Here is an 18,248-nt window from a genome sequence, read left to right on the forward strand (position 1 = left end):
AACAATATGAACCCCAAAATCGTCAAACTGGGCCACATGCGTGTAGCAGGATTGCAAATACGGACAACCAATGAAGCGGAGTGCGGGCCAAACGCGAAAATTGGAGCGCTATGGAATCGCTATTACCAGGAAGGTTATCCGGCGAGTACGCCAGGACAAAAGGACCCTGCTGTCGTGTTTGGCGTCTACGCTGACTACGAGAGCGACGAGAACGGGGCTTACTCCCTGCTCGTCGGAAAAGAAGTCGAGGCAGAAGCGCCGTTGCCTGCTGAACTGACTGTGAAGGAGATTCCTGCTTCCACCTATGCCGTCTTTACGACAAGAGTCGGCCCGACGGTGGAAGTGATCACGGAAGCGTGGAAGCATATATGGGAATGGTCCCAGCAGCCGGGTGTAACACGGACGTTTGTCGCCGACTTTGAGCTGTACGATGGCGTGCGCTGCGCGGACATGAATCAGGCGCAGATCGATATTTACATCGGCATCGCCGACGAGTAGTTTTTTGCACATGGTTTCTTCGCTCAGTCGCTTCCCCCGTCGGAAGCGATTGTTTGTTTTTTTCCATGATTTCTTCACAAGTTTCGTATACGCTTATAGGAACAGTATGTGAGAGGAGTCTGTATGCGTAGATGGATTGGTTGATGAATATAGAAGGCTTGGCCGAATGGATTCGCTCCTGGGGCGTGCTTGCGATCGTCGGCAGCATCGCGCTGAATATCGTGATCAGCGTGGCAGGCGTGCTGCCATCGATTTTTTTGTCCGGGGCAAATGCGGTTGTCTTCGGCCTGTACGGCGGTTTTTTCATCTCTTTGACTGGGGAGGTGCTGGGTGCGGGGATCGCCTTTTTCTTCTACCGCTATGTGATCAAAAAAGCTGACAAAAAACAGAAACTGGCGTCATTCCAATGGGTGTCGGCTATCAACGGCGCGACGAGAGGCAAGAAGACACTCGCTGTCGTTTTGTTGCGGCTCAATCCGCTGATCCCCTCGGGTGTGATCAATCTCGGCGCAGCCATGACGAATATGTCGTTCGCTGACTTTCTTCTGGCGACATTGCTCGGAAAAGTGCCTTCGATGGTGTTTGAGACGTTCGTCGGACACGATCTCATCTACTTTGGGGAAAACAAGCTGCGGCTTTTGCTTGCTCTCGTGGCGGGCGCCCTTGTCCTGTTGCTTTTCTGGCGGCGAAAACCAGCGCAATCCGAGCAAACCGGGCAATCTGAGCAGCCGTAAAAGAGAGGAAAGGAGGACAGGGCATGTCAACCATTTTGCTGGTCGATGACGAGACGCAAATTCTGGAAATTTTAACATCGTATTTGCAAAAAGACGGCTACCACGTGTTGACTGCGATGACAGGCGAAACCGCGATTCAGATCGCCGATTCGGCTGCGGTCGATTGCATCATTCTCGATTTGATGCTTCCCGATGTCAGCGGGGAAGAGGTTTGTCGGCGGATTCGCAAGCATTCCCGCGTCCCGATTTTGATGCTGACCGCAAAAAGTCAGGAGGCAGACCGGATTCATGGCTTGGAGATCGGTGCGGACGACTACTTGATCAAGCCGTTCAGTCCGCGCGAGCTGGTTGCTCGTGTGCGTGCTGTCATGCGGCGAGCGGGTGATTATTCAGCCCTGAGCGATGAGTTTGCGGCAGGGCAGCTCATCATTTCCATTCGCGACAAAACGATTCGCAAAAACAACATCGCGCTGGACGTCACTCCGAACGAGTATCGCTTGCTCACGACGCTGGCTCGCTATCCTGGGCGTACGTGGAGCAGGGACGAGCTTGTGCGCGAGGTGCTTGGCTACGATTTTGAAGGGTACGATCGCACGATTGACACGCATGTGAAAAATTTGCGGCAAAAAATCGAGGACGACCCGAAGCAGCCTGTCTACATTAAAACGATATACGGGCTGGGCTATCGGTTTGACGTTCCGGTGAAGAAATGAGGTTCGGATGAAACGGATTTGGCTGAAGCTGGCACTCGCCTTCATGGCAGTAGGCGTGGGGGCCGTCCTGATCACGACGCTGCTTGCCGTCAAAGAGATGGACGATCATTTTTTGATGTACACGGATGAAGTAAAGAGCCAACAGAGCGAGGAGATTGTCCAGGCAGCTTTGACAGCCTACCGGGACAGCAAAGGCTGGGACAGGCAAGCCTTTTGGCAGCTGGAAGCGATCTCCTCTGTGCTGGGTTTGCATCTCGTCCTGTACGATCCGCAGGGAAGCAAGCTGGGGGAATGGGGGCAAGTCACGGGTGCCGGAGCGGACTTCGACCGTGCGACCCAATCGATTACGCTGTACGATGACAAGCAGACAGTTGTGGGGCGCATCGGCATCAGCCACAAAGATCAAAATGCGTACAAGGCGCTGGAAGGACATTTCCAATGGGCTCATAAAAATACGGCGATTTGGACGACGGCAGTCCTGCTCGTGCTCGTTGTGCTGCTCTGTATCCCGCTGGCTCGCTCCATGGTCCGTCCGGTTGAGCAGGTGAGTGCGGCCGCGCAGCAAGTAGCGAGAGGGAACTTGCAGGTTCGCGTGCCTGCGCCTGAACAAAAAGACGAGATGGCTTCCCTCGTGCTGGCGTTCAACCATTTGGTGGCGAGTCTGAACGAGCAGGAAGAGCTGCGCAAAAGGCTTACTTCGGACATCGCCCATGAGCTGCGCACTCCGCTCAATACGCTGCTTGCGCAAACGGAAGGGATGATCGACGGAATTTGGGAAGCGAGCCCGAAGCATCTGGAGCGTACGCGTGCGGAAGTTTTGCGGTTGATTCGGCTGGTGAACGATTTGGATCAGGTGATTCAGGTAGAAGCGGGAGCGTTGCCGATCCGCCGCGAACAAGTCTTGCTGCGGGCCATCGTGGAGGAAGTCAGCGAAGCGATGCATGTCGCTTTTGCCCGTTCCGCGATTCAGTTTCAACTGGAAGGCGGACAGGACGCGTGGATTACGGGCGACAGGCAACGAATCGCGCAAGTCATCACCAACCTGTTGACGAACGCTTGCAAGCATACAGCGCCGAACGGCCGCATAGCCGTGACGATTGCAAAATCAGCGGATTCCGTCAGGCTGGACGTACGGGACAACGGCTCTGGAATCGCTCCGGCTGATCTGCCGCACGTCTTTGAACGGTTTTACCGGGGAGATCGCTCACGTGCGCGAGAGCGGGGAGGAGCCGGTCTGGGGCTGACGATTGCCAAAGGGATCATGGAGGCGCACGGCGGGACGATTACGGTGGAAAGCAGTCTCGGTGCAGGGACTGTGTTTACGCTGCTGTTTCCGGTGCGCTAGACGGTTGTAAGCACATGATCCTGTCGCCACGAATCTCGCGGCGCGATATAATGAGAGCATCCATAGACAACGAGAGAGAAAGAGGAGGGGAGCTGTTTGTTTGATCTGGCGACAATGAGCACGTTTTTGGCGGTCGTGATCGGCCTTTTTTTAATTCCCGGCCCTGCGGTGCTGCTGACGGCTACACGGACTGTTCAGGGCGGCCGTCGGGCGGGCATCATGGCGGGACTCGGGATCGCGACGGGCGATTTCATTCACACGATTTTTGCCGCGGTCGGTTTGTCGGCGATCTTGATGACATCGGCATGGGCGTTCAACATCGTGAAAATCGCCGGGGCTGTGTACCTCGTCTATTTGGGCATCAAGGCGATCATGGAAAAGCCGAGCGATCCGCAGCTGCCGAAAGTGTCGCCTTTGCCGCCGGGCAAGGCGTATATGCAAGCAATCGTGGCTGAGCTGCTGAACCCGAAGACAGCCCTGTTTTTCCTCGCGTTTTTGCCGCAGTTCGTCCATCCCGAGCGGGGAGCATCTGTGGTGCAGTTTTTGATCCTGGGACTGATTTTTGCGATTCTCGGATTTTTTTACACGACGCTGATCGCCCTGTCGGTTCGTCCGCTGGGGCACTTGGTCAAGCGCATCTCCTGGCTCGGCCGTTGGAGCGGAAAAATCATCGGCTCCGTCTACATTTTGCTTGGCTTGAAAGTAGCTCTGCAACAAAAGTGAGGTTGGCCGCAGCCGCATGTTCGCGGTCGCTAGAGCCATCACAGCTGCTGGCAAGGCAACTGCACAGTGCGACAGCATGAAAAAGCACGAAAAACTCCCTCCTGCTAACACCGGACAATCTCGCCGGACGAAAGCGGAAGGGAGTTTTTTGCGCTATTTGGCTGCAAGCTGCGGGTCGGAGGATTGTGGTGACGCTTGCTTTCCGAGCTGGCCCGGCCTTTTCGTGCGAATGACGATAGCCGTAGCGAGCAAAGCGACCCCGTTGATGATGAACACGTAGCGGATCGGGATGATTCCGCCGAGCACGCCGCCCAGCACAGGGCCGAGCATGGTCGCCAGCTGGTTGACGGATTGGTTCAAACTGAACGCTCTGCCGCGGAACTCAGGGTCGGTCACCTTGACAATCATCGCGTTGATCGAAGGGTACACCGCGGCAAAAAACAAGCCGTACGCGAAGCGCAAAATCCCGAAGCCGGACAGACTGGTGAAGAAAAACTGCAACAGGTTGCCGACCGCGCCGCCAAGCAAGCCGATGAACAAAATTTTCGTGTAGCCGACTTTGCCGCCGAGCTTACCCCACTGCGGCGCAGCAATGACGGTAGCGATTCCGACCGCGGCGAAAATGATTCCGGCGCTGAGCGATGCTTCCTGCTGCGATGCGCCAAGCTGCAAGACGTACACCGTCAACAGCGGCTCCAGCAGCATGACGGAGATCGTCACCATCAGGCTAAGCCCGAGAATCGTCATCAGCGAGCGGTTGGCGATGGCCGAGCGCAAATCTTCCCGCACATTGGAACGGCTGCCTGAGCGGTTCATATTCGTCTCCTTGACGAGGAAGGTAGCGATGAGCGCCGCTACGAGCACCACGCAGCCGGAGAAAAGGAAGGCTTCCGCATTGCCCCATGCATGGCTGACGACTCCGCCGACCAGCGGCCCGACAATCCCGCCTGTTGCGCCGGAGGTAGCCATGACGCCGAGCGCGTAGCCGACGTTTTTTTCCGGAGTATTGGTGGCTACAAGGGCAATTGCTGCCGGAACATATCCAGCCAGAAGGCCCTGAAACACACGCAGTACCAGGAAAAGGTAAGGATCTGTAATAAAGTAAGTCAGGAAATACAGCAAAGCCAGGCTAAAACCGGAGCGGATCAACATCGGTTTTCGCCCGTATTTGTCTGCCAGCGAGCCCCAGTACGGCGAGATCAGGGCGCTGGCCAAAAACGTAATGCCGAACGAGATACCAGACCAGGCTTCCAAATGCTCGTGAACACCCAAAGATGTATGGAGGAAGATGGGCAAGAATGGTATGGAGATCGAGTAGGCCGTGCTGCAAAAAAAGACGCCGACCCATAGTACAAACAAATTGCGCTTCCATGAAAATTCCATCTTTCTGTCACAACCTTTGCCGCATAGAAGCAGGGGAATTTAATATTGATCATTCTAGCACTGGTTTTCCGTACTGACCAATCAAGAATTGTGATCGGACTATTGCAAAATTGAAATAAGCAAAAAACCTTGACGTTCGACAAGCATGAAAAAGTCGCATAAAAAACCCCTCTTTTCGCAAGCGAGCTGTGCGCTTTTGCCTGCAAAAAGAGGGGGCTGTCGGTGGTTAATGTCCAGCCGGAACGCTGATTCCGAGCTGATCCACGAGCTGTTTGCTTTCTTCGTTCAAACCTGTGATCACGACGAATTTATCCAGCTCGCGGTATTTGGCGACGACCTTGGAGATAGCGGTTACAGCTGACATATCCCAGACATGCGAGCGGGAAAAATCGATGACAATTTGCCCTGGATCATCCTGAAAATCAAATTGCTCGATAAAATGCGTCATCGTACCGAAGAACAATTGCCCGGAAATGACGTACACTTTTTCGCCCAGCTCACTCTTGTACGAAGTGGAATGCAGCCGGGCCATTTTCCAGCCAAAAATCAGGGCGCTGAGCACGACGCCAGAGAGGACGCCTTTTGCCAAATCGTGTGTGGCTACGACGACGAGAACCGTTGCGACCATGACGACAGCATCGCCGAGCGGCATTTTTCGCAGGTCGAGCACAGACTTCCAGTTGAAAGTGCCGATGGAAACCATCACCATGACGCCGACGAGCGCGGCCATCGGGATTTGTTTCACGACATCGCCCAAGACGAGAATCAAAAACAGCAGAAACACGCCGGCTACCAATGTGGACAAGCGGCCTCGCCCGCCAGATTTGACGTTGATCACAGACTGGCCGATCATGGCACAACCCGCCATCCCGCCGAAAAATCCGGTGACAATGTTGGCGATTCCTTGCCCTTTGACTTCCTTGTTTTTATCGCTGCGCGTATCCGTCATCTCATCGAGAATCGCCGCAGTCATGAGCGATTCCAAAATCCCGACCAGTGCGAGCGGAAGCGAGTACGGCAAAATGATCAAAAGCGTTTCCATGTCGAGCGGCACCACAGGGGCGTGAAACAGCGGGAGCTGGCGCGTGATCTCGCCCATGTCGCCGACTGTGCGCATATCCAGTCCACAGAGGATGGTCAGGGCAGTCATGAAGACAATCGCGACGAGAGCAGACGGTACTGCTTTGGTCAGGCGCGGCAACAAGTAAATAATCGCGAGCGTCCCTGCCAGCATGGCGTACATCGTCCATGATGCCCCGACAAAATGCGGCAGTTGCGCCATGAAAATGAGAATCGCAAGCGCGTTGACAAACCCGATCACAACAGTGTGCGGGACAAAAGTCATCAGGCGACCGATTTTACAGGCGCCGAATACGATTTGCAAAAGTCCGGTCAGAATAGTGGCTGCAAACAAATACTCGATCCCGTGTTCCTTGACGAGCGTAATCATCAGCAGGGCCATGGCACCCGTCGCAGCCGAGATCATCCCGGGACGCCCCCCGACAAACGCAATCGTCACGGCAATGCAAAAAGACGCGTACAAGCCGACCATCGGATCGACCCCGGCAATAATCGAGAAGGCAATCGCTTCGGGAATCAAAGCGAGCGCGACGGTAACGCCAGCCAGCACGTCAGCGCGGACGTTTGCGAACCAGTCCAGTTTCCATTGGGTAAGATTCAAAACGGTACCTCTTTTCTGTTCAGTATGGTGACTTTCCCCTTTCAGAAAAGTCGGGGCCGTTTTTCACAAGTCACTATTATAAGAAAAACCCCTCACGATATCCAGCCTTTTTTGTTCAGGTGCAGACAAGGGCAGCAGAAGCAGCCGGAGGGGTTCCTGCTTATCGCGATCTGTCGCGCCTAGCAGAAGGAAGCTCGCGTCCAACCGGGAAAGCGTACAATGGCCAGAAACGAAACGGCTCGAAATGGCTGGCCGTTTCTTCTTGTTTGAAGCGGATGCTTTTTCGGGCTTTCTTTGGATAGGGGCGATCGTCCCGTCTTTGGCGAAGTGCCGTGCCGCTTTGCCGCCGGAAAGATATATTGGCAAAAGAGACACTGGCAAGGCTACTTTGCACAGGAAAGGGGATTAACGCTTATGCCGTTTCACTCCTCCAAGTGGGCATTGCACAACTATTACTCCCGTTCCGCAAGTTTGAGAAGGTATTTGCCACCCACTGCGATATTCAGCCGCAAAACGCTGCGCGATTACATGTCCCGTTATTCCTCCGTATTCATCAAGCCGGACAACGAGCACATGGGCAGGGGCGTAATCAAGGCGTGGAAGGAAAAGGGCCGCTACACATTCGTGAAAGAAAAGGGTTCCCAAAAGCACGCCAGCTCGATTGATCAGCTGTACAAAAAGGTTCGCCAAAAAAGCGGCAGCACCCGGCATATTATCCAAAAAACCATTCCGCTCGCCAAAGTACACGGCAGACGGTTTGATATCCGGGTCATGATGATGCGCAATGCCGCCGGGAAGTGGGAATTTGCCGCGATGCTGGCAAAAGTGGCAGGGAAGGACAGCATCATTACGAATGTGCGCCGCGGGGGCGGTTATGCGCTGAAAGTCAGCACGGCTCTGGCTCCGACACTGTCCAAGGCACAAATCGAGCGTGTCACGAAGCGGCTGATCCAGCTTGGATACGAGATCAGCGCACATTTTAACCAGTTCAAGCGCCGCTCTGAGCTGGGCATCGACTTCGCCGTGGATCGTTCGGGGCGAATTTATTTGATCGAAGTGAATCATGAGGTTCCTTCGCATGTCCTGTTTTTGCGCTTGAAGGACAAAGCGCCTTATCGCAATATAAGACGATTGGCACGCGCCTATCGAAACAGGAAGAAATGAGACAGCGAGCGCAAAAGGCCGTCCGGTCTTTTGCTTTTCCAAAGCAGACAAGCCCACCTGGCAAACTGCACTTTCAGCAAATCACTGGCAAATTCCTGATCGATCTTCAAAAGAAATCCAGCTATAATGAAAATGATTTTCAAAAACATTGGGGAGCTGTGTTTATGTAGCTTGTCAACGAGAGAGGAGTGGCTGCGATGCTTCGCAGATTTTTTTCTTATTACCGGCCTTATCGCGGATTGTTTGTGCTCGATTTTACGTGCGCGATTTTCGTCGCTCTTCTGGAGCTGGGATTCCCGCTTGCTGTGAACATGGTTGTCGACCAGCTTTTGCCAAGCAAAGACTGGGAGCTGATCATGTGGGCCTGTCTCGGGCTGCTCGTCCTGTACGCAATCAATGCCGGGATGAACTACGTCGTGACGTATTGGGGGCACATGCTAGGCATTAACATCGAGACGGATATGCGCAAACAGTTGTATGACCATATCCAGAAGCTGTCCTTCCGCTTTTTCGACAATACGAAGACAGGACATCTGTTGTCTCGCCTGACCAATGACTTGATGGAAATTGGCGAGGTTGCCCACCACGGGCCGGAGGATTTGTTCATTGCAATCATGACGCTGGTTGGAGCCTTTATTTTGATGTTCAGCATCAATGAAGAAATGGCGTTGCTTACGTTTGTGGTGATCCCCATCATGACGTTTTTTGTCGTGTACTTCAACCGCAAAATGACGAAAGCTTTCCACCGCTTGTATGGCGACATGGCTGATTTCAATGCCCGCGTCGAAGACAATGTGGGCGGTATGCGCGTGATTCAGGCATTCGCCAACGAAAGCTTTGAAAAGGAGCGCTTTGCGGAAAACAACCTGCGCTTTCGCCTGACCAAGCTGTTGTCCTACAAAATCATGGCGCAAAACGCTTCGGTCAGCTACATTTTGATGCGTCTGGTCATTTTGTTCGTGCTGATTTGCGGAAGCTGGTTCGTCATCGAAGGTTCGCTCTCCTACGGGGAGTTTGTCGCGTTTTTGCTGTTGACGAACGTCTTTTTCCGCCCGTTGGAGAAAATCAACGCGATCATCGAAAGTTACCCGAAAGGCATTGCCGGTTTCAAGCGTTACATAGAAATCATGGATACGGCGCCTGATATTGCCGATGCTCCCGATGCCGTCAAGGTCGAGGCACTTGCGGGCGATATCGAATACAAGGGTGTTTCGTTCGGTTACGAGCACGAAGCGAATGTGTTGCAAAAGATCGATTTGCAGATTCGCGCAGGGGAAACGGTAGCTTTTGTCGGCCCGTCTGGCGCTGGGAAGACGACATTGTGCAGCTTGCTGCCACGCTTTTACGAGGTGCAGGATGGCAGCATTACGATCGACGGGCTGGATATCCGCAAAATGACACTGGCTTCGCTGCGCAGCCAGATCGGGATCGTACAGCAGGACGTGTTCTTGTTCTCTGGCACGATCCGTGAAAATATCGCCTACGGCAAGCAGCAGGCATCGGAAGAAGAGATTTGGCAGGCAGCACGGCGAGCCAAGCTGGAAGATTTTATCCGCTCGCAGCCGACTGGCCTGGATACTGTTATCGGCGAGCGCGGCGTGAAGCTGTCCGGGGGGCAAAAACAACGGCTCGCGATTGCCCGCATGTTCTTGAAAAACCCGCCGATTCTCATCCTGGACGAAGCGACCTCGGCGCTGGACACGGAGACGGAAGCAGCGATCCAGCAATCGCTTGCGGAATTGTCGCAAGGCCGGACGACACTGGTGATTGCCCACCGCTTGGCGACGATCAAAAATGCCGATCGCATCGTTGTCGTGACAGAGCAAGGCATCACAGAGCAGGGGAACCATGAGCAGCTGCTGGCCCAGGACGGCATTTACAGCCGGTTGTACCACGCGCAGTTCGGTTCGTACCTGGAGCAGACGCAGAGCGCTTTTTCCAGATAAGCCATTTTTCGTGTACTGCGGTGAAGGGGCACCTTCATGGGTGTCGCCCTTGCCGTTTTCCCCAACCGAAAAAAGAAAGGAAGATCATGCTTGTTAAGCTGGAACGAACATTTTTTAGCAGAGCATTTTCGCCTGACGTCAGAGCTGAGAGCGGATACGTTGCTTTCCATGAAAGCGAGCGACCTGGTGAAGCCGGAAAACATGGATCAGCTGGTTAGCCTGTACGCTCCGCTCATCAAGGCAAACGACAGCAAACCTGTCGGCACGTACATCGGGGGCTGGCTGGGCGGCGTGGCGCTCGGATTGCAGTACATGCAGTCGGTGTGGAACGTTTCGCTCCACCTGTCGCTCGATCAACTGACTGTGCAGCTTTACGTTGCAGATGACTACGCCCAATTTTCCTTTGTCGTAGACGAATGGAACAAAGTCGAGGCACCGGAAAACGGGCGTGCAGCTTGGCTGGATCAGCAATACCGCGCGTTTTACCAGCATAGTTTGCGACCGTTGATCCAGTCGCTTGCCAAGGCTACGGATAACCCGGAAAAGCTGATCTGGGGGCAGTTGCCGACCAGATTCAATTACTATCTGGATTACTTCGTCGAGCAGAGTCAAGACGAGCGCGTCCGGCAGCATTTGCGCGATGACTACGACTCGCTCTGTCGGCAGCTCGAAGGAGCGTGCTTCGGTCTGGACAAAAATCCGTTCGACGTAAAAGTGCGTTGGGTGGAAGACATGCGCGATCCGAGCAAGAAGGTACGCCTGAAAAATCAATGCTGTTTGTACTATCAGACCGGGGAAGGACAATATTGCTATACGTGTCCGCGGCTGAAAGAAGACGCGCGCGCCGTTCGCAGACAAGCGGCCTTGCAAGCTTGAGCAAGCGAAAGAGCATGGCAAAAAAGCACCCTCTTCTTGTGAGAGGGTGTTTGTCGTTGTTGCGGATATCTGGACAGGGTATGCATTCTTCCTATAAAGTAGAAAGAGAGAAAGAGTCAGAATAGTTCGGAATTGCAAAGCTTGAAATGGCTGATCGTGCTTGATGACTAACCAATAGGAGGGAAGTGGTTCGTATTCAAACAATGGACCAGGATGAGCAAAAGCAGAGTGATGAAGACTTGTATCAAGCGATTGTGAACCGCAAGCTCACGCTCCATTACCAGCCTTTTTTCGATTTGAGAACGGGAGGAATGAGGGGGGTGGAGGCGCTTGTCCAATGGCACCACCCAAAGCGGGGATTTTTGTCGCCGAAAGCATTGCTTGTGCTTGCCAAAAGGAGCGGAGTGGTGCATCTGCTGGAAGAATGGGTCTTGCGGGCAGCGTGCGAGCAGTGCAAGCAGTGGATTGATGCCGGTTTTGGGCCATTGGTCATAGCGGTTAATTTGTCCGCGCATGCTTTTGAGTCTGTCGGACTGGCGGACACCGTCCAGGCAATTCTCCGCGATTGTCAATTGCCTGCCCGCTATCTGGAACTGGAAATTACGGAAGAGGCAAAGACGCATGGGGAGAGGATGATGGTGCTTTCCCAACTGAAGCAGCTTGGCGTCCAGGTAAGTCTGGACCACTTTGGGAGAGGCGCCAGCTCTATCTCGGTTATCTCGCGCATGCCTTTGGATAAGTTGAAAATAGATTCCTCCCTGATCCAGCAAGCGACGACAGATTCTGCTCAGGAGATGGCGGTCAAATCGCTTTTGGCGGTCGCACGAGCCATGGATATTCAGGCGACAGTCGATGGCGTAGAGCATCGCGAGCAAGTGGAGCTTTTGCTGAAACTGGATTGCGATCTCGCACAAGGTCATTATTTTTGTGAACCGCTTTCGGCCGACGAGCTGGAAGTGCGAATGCGAGAACAAGGAAAAGCCATGCTTGACCTGGCTGTGCATGCACACAAGGAGCGGGGCGAGCCTTTCGTCTACTTGCGAGAGGTGATGCGCAATCAGCAAGGAATGACATTTACGTTTCGCAAACAGGACGCGACGTTCATCCACACGTTTTGCGCCGGAGAATTGATCTACCGCATCGGCTTGACGCCAGAGCAAGTGGTAGGCAGCGAGTTGCGCGATATTTTACCGATGCAGGAGGCTCTGCGCAAGACGATGTATTACGAGCGGGCATGGAGTGGCGAAGAACATGTCACATACGAAGGTGTCGTCAATGGCGTCTGCTATCTGGCAGCCATGCGGCCGATTTTTCGCGATGGCCGTGTGAAGGAAGTGATTGCCTCCTGTGTCGACATCACCGAACTGAAAAAAGCAGAAGAAGCAAAGCGGGTAAGCGAAGCCAAGTACCGTCTGATAGCGGAAAACATATCGGATATGATCGTGGTCATCGATTGCCACGGATATGTTACATACGTGTCGCCGTCCGTTCGCGCCGTGCTGGAGGTAGCTCCGGAGGTTCTCCTGCATCAAAACCTGCAAAACTTATTGCCAGCCGAACAGTTGAAACGGGTTTGGCAGACGTTTCAGGAAATTATGGAGTGGAAGCTGCCGCGGCTGATTACGTTCTCCTGCCAGCATAAAAATGGCAGCAAACTCATTTTGGAGGCAAAAGGAACGCCCGTCCAGAGCGAGCAAGGAGAAGTGTCGCAAGTCGTTTTCATCATTCGCAACAGTACAGCCCAGGTGCAAGCGGAGGAGTTTTTGCGCAAAATGGACAAGCTGACGGTCGTTGGTCAGCTGGCCGCAGGAGTAGCGCACGAAATCAGAAATCCGGTTACCTCGATCAAAGGTTTCGTCCAGCTGTTGCGACGCGATCAATGGAAGAACGAATATTTCGATATCATGCTCGCGGAGTTTCACCAATTGGAAAGCATTTTGCGCGAGTTTGTGTTTTTGACCCAGAAAAGATCGCATCAGTTTGAAGCGCTGTCCATCGCGAACTTGCTGCGCGGCGTTGCCCGGATGGTTCAGGAAGAAGCACCGAACCATCAACTGCTGCTGGATGTGGAAGAGGTGGAGGGGATACGTCTGTGGGGCGATCAAAGCCAAATCAGGCAAGTCTTCATCAATCTGCTGTCCAATGCCGTAGAGTCCATGCCAGATGGAGGCCCGATTCGGATCACGGCTTTGCGGACAGAGCACGAGCACATCTTGATTCGGATTGTGGACAAAGGCTGCGGCATGTCGGAAGAGAGATTGCAGCGGCTGGGTGAGCCTTTTTACAGTACAAAAGAAAAGGGGACAGGGCTTGGCCTAATGATTACTTATAAAATTATTCAGTATCACGACGGGTACATTCATTTTTCCAGCACGCCGAACAAAGGTACGACGGTTGAAGTGTACTTCCCTTTGAATCGGCCGCCGGATACGGCTTGAAGCGAATAGACTGAAAAAGCAAGGTCCGAACGCCAGGCTGGCAGGTCGGACCTTTTTCGCATTGTCATGGACGAGGGCGCTTTTGCTCGGCAAACCGGGTCTGGATCGTCTGCAAAAACCGTTTCCAGACGTCGGGCAAGTCTGCCTTTTGCTGGTCAGAGGACACGGGAACAGAAGTTTTTTCTTCATCTGGAGATTTCATGGTCACAGTCCTTTCGTATCGTTCCAATCGTGGCGCAGGGCGAACAGCTCGCGCAGCTCAGCCGTAGACAGCTCTGTAATCCACGCTTCCTGGCTGCTGCTGACGATTTGCTGGCTGAGCGACAGCTTCCGCTCCATCATTTCATCAATCCGCTCTTCGATGGTGCCGAGTGAAATGAACTTGTACACTTGGACATTGCGGCGTTGCCCGATCCGGTGCGCCCGGTCGGTAGCCTGGTTTTCCACAGCCGGATTCCACCAGCGGTCGACGTGAATGACGTGGTTGGCTTCGGTCAGGTTCAACCCTGTGCCGCCCGCGCGCAGCGAAAGAATAAAGATAGCGCCGCGTTCCTCATCGGGCAGGGACGTATCCTGGAAGCGGGCGATCATTTCGTCGCGCTTTTCCTTTTTGGTCGCCCCGTTCAAAAAGAACACCGGACCGTAGCCTTCGCGTGTCAACACGCGCTGGAGCAAATTGCCCATTTCGATATACTGCGTGAAGATCAGGCAGCGCTCGTTTTTTTGCCGAATTTCCTCGATCAACTCAAGAAGTCTTTCGAGCTTGTGGGAGCGGCTTGCTTCATCTGCAGTCGTGATCTCGTTCAAGATCAGCGCGGGATGGTCGCACAGCTGCTTCAACCGGGTCAATGTCGTGAGAATCAGACCGCGCCGTTCCATGGCGGAGACGTTTTCCATCCGCGAAAACATTTCCTGAATCGCTGTTTCATAGAGCGCACCTTGCTCGGCGGTCAACGGAACGTATTCCTTGCTCTCGTTTTTCTCCGGCAGATCAAGCTGGATGGCTGGATCGGTCTTGGCCCGGCGCAGCAAAAACGGCTGAATGAGCCGCTGCACGGTCTGAATCAGCTGCTGATCGCGGTCGCGCTCAATCGGCTGCACAAAGCGGTGCGTAAATTCGCCCAGACTGCCCAAATAGCCGGGATTGAGGAAATCAAAGATCGACCAAAGCTCGCTCAATCGATTTTCGATCGGCGTTCCCGTCAGCGCGATGCGGTGCCACGCCTTCAAGTCCCTGACGGCGGATGCCTGCTTCGTGTAGGCGTTTTTGATGTTTTGCGCCTCGTCCAGACAAATCGTACTCCAGGTGATCGTGGACAGCTCCTGTTCGTCGAGATGGGAGAGGGCATAGGACGTGATGACCAGATCGGCCCCCGCGATGGCAGGCTCGAACTCTGCTTTTTTGGGACGATTGTTCCCATAGTGAATGAACACTTTCAACGAAGGGGCAAACCGCTGCAATTCCTTCTGCCAATTGCCGATGACCGACGTCGGACAGATGAGCAGCGAAGGCGACTGGCTCGCGCCGGAAGCCTTTACGTGCAGCAAGTACGTGATGAACTGCACCGTTTTTCCCAGCCCCATGTCGTCAGCGAGACACGCTCCCAAGCCGAATTGCCGCAAAAACAACAGCCACGAGCTTCCTTCCAACTGATAGTTGCGCAGCGTCCCGTGAAAAGCGTCCGGCTGGGGCAAAATCGGGATGCGCTTCGTCTCCTGCAAACGGTGCATCAGCTCCAGCAGATGGGCATTGAGCTGGATTTCCACGGTGAGCGGGTACGGTTCATCCGGATCGTGGTCGTCAGGCGATTCCTCGACCTCGGTATTGGCGGTGAGATGCATGCTCATCACGTCGCGCAAGGTCAGGCCGTTTTTGGCGTTCGTTTTTTGCAACGCTTGCTGAAGCTCAGCAAACAGATCGGGCGTGAGCTGAACCCAATGCCCTCTTATTTTCAGCAGCCGTTGCTTTTGGCGAATCAGTTGGGCAAACTCTTCTTCGCTCAGCTCGACAGGGCCGAGGGCGAGCTTCCATTCGAAGTCCATGACTTGGGAGATGCCGAGAAAAGACTGTCTGCTCGCACCGACAGACGAGGAAACTTTTGCCTTGAGCTTTGGTTTGACCCGGCGTACTTGCTCCCACCAGGCGGGCAAAAAGACGTGAATGCCCGCTTGCACGAGTTGCAGGCTGCAAGAGGTAAGAAAAATCCACGCCTCCTCATTCGTGAGCTGGGTGCGCAGTTCAGACCGTTCACCTGCACCGGATCGTTGCCAAGGAAAAATCTCGCGGCATTTTTCCAGATCGCTCTGCAAGCGCCGCCAATGCTCTTTCCATTCCAGCGGGATTTTCGCCATTTGCGCAGTAGCCGCCCCCAACAAATGAGGCTCGATCACGAACAGCCGATCCGGTTCTTCCCGGTCCTGCAAGTAAATTTGCAGCAGCCAGTCGCTTTCCGAATGGGCAGGCTCGATAATTTGCAAACAAGTGCGAAACGGCGTCACATCCGGGAGCCAGCCGATCGATTGCAGCCATTCTCCTTCTTGCAAATGGACGGAAAGCTCGTCGCCCGCAACCAACAGAGCGGGAAAATGGGCGACAAGCTGATCCCAGGCACGACCGACTTCTCCAGGCGCATCGACCAATTCTTCGAGGACGTGCGAGAGCCACCTGTCGCCGTAGGAGGGGAGCGTCGAAGGAGCAGGCTCCGCTTTCCAGCCAAACCGCCCCCGTTTCCATTCGGCAAAATCGGGGAGGATGGCACCGGCGGCAAGCGTATGCGTCAGTGTGACAGCCGCATCGCGGTACTCCGCAAAACGCTCGTCCACAGAGTAACTCCCGTGCAAGAGCCATGGCGGATCGGAAAAAAAGGACAGGGCCTCCAGCGGACTGAGCAGCAAGCCTTGCTCGTTTTTTTCCACAAATGTGCCGTAGTAGGATGATTCATCCCAGGCAAAAAGCGCTGCCGCAACCTCCTCCGGATCGATTGCCTGACCTTCTTGATCGCATCCGGCGATGAGAAAACGGCCGTCTGCCAAAAGCTCCGCTGTTAGCACCATGGTTGTAACCGTGTTCATAGATTCAGATTTCCTCTCCTTAGCTCCTCCTGGAAAGCCCGCAGGCGGTTGTGCTTGGCAGACAGTCTGTCCACGAAGCGTTCCCAGTCGGCCTCCTGATCTGCCTTGGCGTAAGTGGCGCGCCCTCTTTTCAACAGTTTGATCGCTTCTTTGTAAGCCGTGCGATTGCGCTCGCGAATCAGCCGATTCACTTCACGCACATAGTACGGATACAACAGGGCAGGATCGGCTTCCTCGATTTCTTTCAACTGGACAGCCGAGAGATCGGCAAAAGGGACCCGAAAAGACATCTGCAAGTCGATCCATGACTTGAACTGCTTTTCCTCATACAAATAGAGCGCGTATTCGGGATAGCTGCTGGGCAAAAACGTTTTCAGCATCGCTCCGCACTCGGCTTCTCGACCGACCTGTTTCATCGCTTCCCGCCAGACCGTGAGCACAAAGCGGTACTGCTGCGCTTCTGCCTGGCCGATCCGTCCGGTAAGGGCTGTTGTCCAGTCCAGGAAACGTTGCCACTGCGCTTCGCGGGCAAAAGCTTTCATGTACGGCAAATAAAAAGCCAGGGGCAGGCGACGCATGGGCATCCAGACCGCCAAGGCGAGATCGTCCTGCCGATCCATCACGGAAAAGTGGGCGCGAAGCAAGCGAGCTTTTTCCAGCACCGCCTCTGACGTATTAGGCGAAGCGATCGTCTCGTCAAGCTCCGCTTTCTCCTGCTCGATCCACTCGGGGGCGTCAAGCAGCGACCACCAGACCAGGCGATAGGCGTACATCCAATAAAGCGAGGAGAGGTCGTTTTCCTTCCAACGGCGGATGATCGTGAGCGTCTCTTCCAGCGCAGGCCGATGTTTGCTCCACAAAGCCTGCCGATCGGAGAAATAGATCGCGCCCTCCAATTGCTCCAGCAATCGTTCCGCGGTTTGGGCGAGATCCGGGTACCAGTGGGACTGCCGATACGTTTGGACGTATTGCTGCAATTTTTGCAGGTGAAACAAATTGGCGTGGATGTGGAACAGTTGGGCGCGTTCGGTCGGCCAGCCAGCGGTCACGGACAACACGTTTTGGTAGCTGGAAAAAATCTCGGAGGAAGCGCGGAACGATTCCATCGCCGATAACAAATTGCGCGTCCAGCTCTCGAAAAAGGCCCACCAGTCGTGAACGGAACTGGCTGCGGTAAGCCCTGATTGCACAGGAGCGGTCTCGTTTCCTTGCGGCGGGCTGACCGCTGGCCGATAGTTCGGGATGAGCATGGCAGGTGAAAATGTCGCCCGGCGTGGCTGCTGGGCTTTGCCCAAAAAATGGCGCGGGTTTTCAAAGACGCTATACATTTGAAAAAAAGTCGCCGCGATGTGCTTGCAAAGACGGGTGTAGGGGCAGGTACAGGAGCTGCCTTGCACTTCCTCCAAATCGAGGCGCACATGGTACACTTGTGATCCTTGCACATCGCTGCATAGTGTGCGGTTATTCTCGACGCGCGTATTGAAAACAACCCCATCGGAAAAGTACGAATACCCACGCTCGATAATCGTGCCTTCCACATGTTGCAGGACTTGCTCTGCAACAGCTATCGCCTGTTCCCGTGTCAACTCTCTTTGCAACATCTGCTTTGATCCTCCGAACGAAGTGTCATCCCTCCATTATAACGCAAAAGTCGGGTGAATGGAAAAAACAAGCG

14 protein-coding genes are annotated in these 18,248 nt (G+C 54.2%); 9 read left to right on the forward strand and 5 right to left on the reverse strand.

Translation table 11 applies throughout. From position 1 onward, the window contains the following. Positions 1-6: 6 nt before the first annotated feature. The 5 genes from M2298_RS06635 to M2298_RS06655 all read left to right on the forward strand — a co-directional run bounded on the left by M2298_RS06635 (position 7) and on the right by M2298_RS06655 (position 4,013). On the forward strand, positions 7-498 hold the full coding sequence (locus M2298_RS06635; protein WP_242771608.1) for a GyrI-like domain-containing protein: 492 nt from the start codon (positions 7-9) through the stop codon (positions 496-498). Between the two features lie 131 nt (positions 499-629). Beyond that, a complete protein-coding gene (locus M2298_RS06640) occupies positions 630-1,232 on the forward strand; it encodes a TVP38/TMEM64 family protein (RefSeq protein WP_122963417.1) in 603 nt (200 codons plus the stop codon). 23 nt (positions 1,233-1,255) lie between these two features. Next, complete coding sequence (locus M2298_RS06645) at positions 1,256-1,945, forward strand: response regulator transcription factor (RefSeq protein WP_280648349.1); 690 nt, start codon at positions 1,256-1,258, stop codon at positions 1,943-1,945. Positions 1,946-1,952: 7 nt separating this feature from the next. Next, on the forward strand, positions 1,953-3,290 hold the full coding sequence (locus M2298_RS06650) for a sensor histidine kinase (protein ID WP_280648350.1): 1,338 nt from the start codon (positions 1,953-1,955) through the stop codon (positions 3,288-3,290). Between the two features lie 96 nt (positions 3,291-3,386). After that, complete coding sequence (locus M2298_RS06655) at positions 3,387-4,013, forward strand: LysE family translocator (protein WP_122963414.1); 627 nt, start codon at positions 3,387-3,389, stop codon at positions 4,011-4,013. Between the two features lie 153 nt (positions 4,014-4,166). Here the strand turns inward: M2298_RS06655 and M2298_RS06660 are convergent, their stop codons facing one another. Together M2298_RS06660 and M2298_RS06665 are read right to left on the reverse strand one after the other, a co-directional pair. Then, positions 4,167-5,396 (reverse strand): MFS transporter, encoded by a 1,230-nt coding sequence (locus M2298_RS06660; protein WP_122963413.1) that lies wholly within the window; start codon positions 5,394-5,396, stop codon positions 4,167-4,169. 226 nt (positions 5,397-5,622) lie between these two features. Then, positions 5,623-7,077: a SulP family inorganic anion transporter gene (locus M2298_RS06665; RefSeq protein ID WP_173595889.1), complete on the reverse strand. Its 1,455-nt coding sequence runs from the start codon at positions 7,075-7,077 to the stop codon at positions 5,623-5,625. Positions 7,078-7,491: 414 nt separating this feature from the next. Between M2298_RS06665 and M2298_RS06670 the strand changes: the two genes are divergently transcribed. The 4 genes from M2298_RS06670 to M2298_RS06685 all read left to right on the forward strand — a co-directional run bounded on the left by M2298_RS06670 (position 7,492) and on the right by M2298_RS06685 (position 13,501). Beyond that, the gene (locus M2298_RS06670) at positions 7,492-8,241 is read left to right on the forward strand and encodes a YheC/YheD family protein (protein ID WP_122963411.1); all 750 of its coding nucleotides are present in this window, start codon (positions 7,492-7,494) and stop codon (positions 8,239-8,241) included. 197 nt (positions 8,242-8,438) lie between these two features. After that, positions 8,439-10,187, forward strand: a complete 1,749-nt coding sequence (locus M2298_RS06675; protein WP_122963410.1) for an ABC transporter ATP-binding protein — start codon at positions 8,439-8,441, stop codon at positions 10,185-10,187. Positions 10,188-10,277: 90 nt separating this feature from the next. Further along, positions 10,278-11,063 (forward strand): IucA/IucC family C-terminal-domain containing protein, encoded by a 786-nt coding sequence (locus M2298_RS06680; protein WP_242771604.1) that lies wholly within the window; start codon positions 10,278-10,280, stop codon positions 11,061-11,063. A gap of 185 nt (positions 11,064-11,248) precedes the next feature. Then, positions 11,249-13,501, forward strand: coding sequence for an EAL domain-containing protein (locus M2298_RS06685; RefSeq protein ID WP_173598731.1), 2,253 nt, complete (start codon positions 11,249-11,251; stop codon positions 13,499-13,501). 64 nt (positions 13,502-13,565) lie between these two features. Here M2298_RS06685 and M2298_RS06690 read toward each other — a convergent pair whose 3' ends face one another. From M2298_RS06690 to M2298_RS06700, 3 genes are read right to left on the reverse strand one after another with little or no spacing between them, the layout of a single operon-like run. Continuing rightward, entirely contained in the window at positions 13,566-13,703 is a 138-nt protein-coding gene (locus M2298_RS06690; protein WP_173595891.1) for a hypothetical protein, read from the reverse strand. 2 nt (positions 13,704-13,705) lie between these two features. Continuing rightward, on the reverse strand, positions 13,706-16,573 hold the full coding sequence (locus M2298_RS06695) for a DEAD/DEAH box helicase (protein WP_173598732.1): 2,868 nt from the start codon (positions 16,571-16,573) through the stop codon (positions 13,706-13,708). Beyond that, entirely contained in the window at positions 16,570-18,174 is a 1,605-nt protein-coding gene (locus M2298_RS06700) for an SWIM zinc finger family protein (protein ID WP_280648351.1), read from the reverse strand. The genes M2298_RS06695 and M2298_RS06700 overlap by 4 nt, the downstream gene beginning before the upstream one ends. Between the last annotated feature and the right edge of the window lie 74 nt (positions 18,175-18,248).

It is taken from the genome of Brevibacillus sp. 1238 (genome assembly GCF_029892995.1).
Taxonomy (GTDB): domain Bacteria; phylum Bacillota; class Bacilli; order Brevibacillales; family Brevibacillaceae; genus Brevibacillus; species Brevibacillus parabrevis.

What these genes read in the sequence shown, in the direction of transcription:
- M2298_RS06690 (WP_173595891.1), bottom strand. Translation starts at nt 13,703, where the DNA reads ATGAAATCTCCAGATGAAGAAAAAACTTCTGTTCCCGTGTCCTCTGAC.
- M2298_RS06660 (WP_122963413.1), bottom strand. Translation starts at nt 5,396, where the DNA reads ATGGAATTTTCATGGAAGCGCAATTTGTTTGTACTATGGGTCGGCGTC.
- M2298_RS06635 (WP_242771608.1), top strand. Translation starts at nt 7, where the DNA reads ATGAACCCCAAAATCGTCAAACTGGGCCACATGCGTGTAGCAGGATTG.
- M2298_RS06640 (WP_122963417.1), top strand. Translation starts at nt 630, where the DNA reads ATGGATTGGTTGATGAATATAGAAGGCTTGGCCGAATGGATTCGCTCC.
- M2298_RS06700 (WP_280648351.1), bottom strand. Translation starts at nt 18,174, where the DNA reads ATGTTGCAAAGAGAGTTGACACGGGAACAGGCGATAGCTGTTGCAGAG.
- M2298_RS06695 (WP_173598732.1), bottom strand. Translation starts at nt 16,573, where the DNA reads ATGAACACGGTTACAACCATGGTGCTAACAGCGGAGCTTTTGGCAGAC.
- M2298_RS06675 (WP_122963410.1), top strand. Translation starts at nt 8,439, where the DNA reads ATGCTTCGCAGATTTTTTTCTTATTACCGGCCTTATCGCGGATTGTTT.
- M2298_RS06645 (WP_280648349.1), top strand. Translation starts at nt 1,256, where the DNA reads ATGTCAACCATTTTGCTGGTCGATGACGAGACGCAAATTCTGGAAATT.
- M2298_RS06650 (WP_280648350.1), top strand. Translation starts at nt 1,953, where the DNA reads ATGAAACGGATTTGGCTGAAGCTGGCACTCGCCTTCATGGCAGTAGGC.
- M2298_RS06670 (WP_122963411.1), top strand. Translation starts at nt 7,492, where the DNA reads ATGCCGTTTCACTCCTCCAAGTGGGCATTGCACAACTATTACTCCCGT.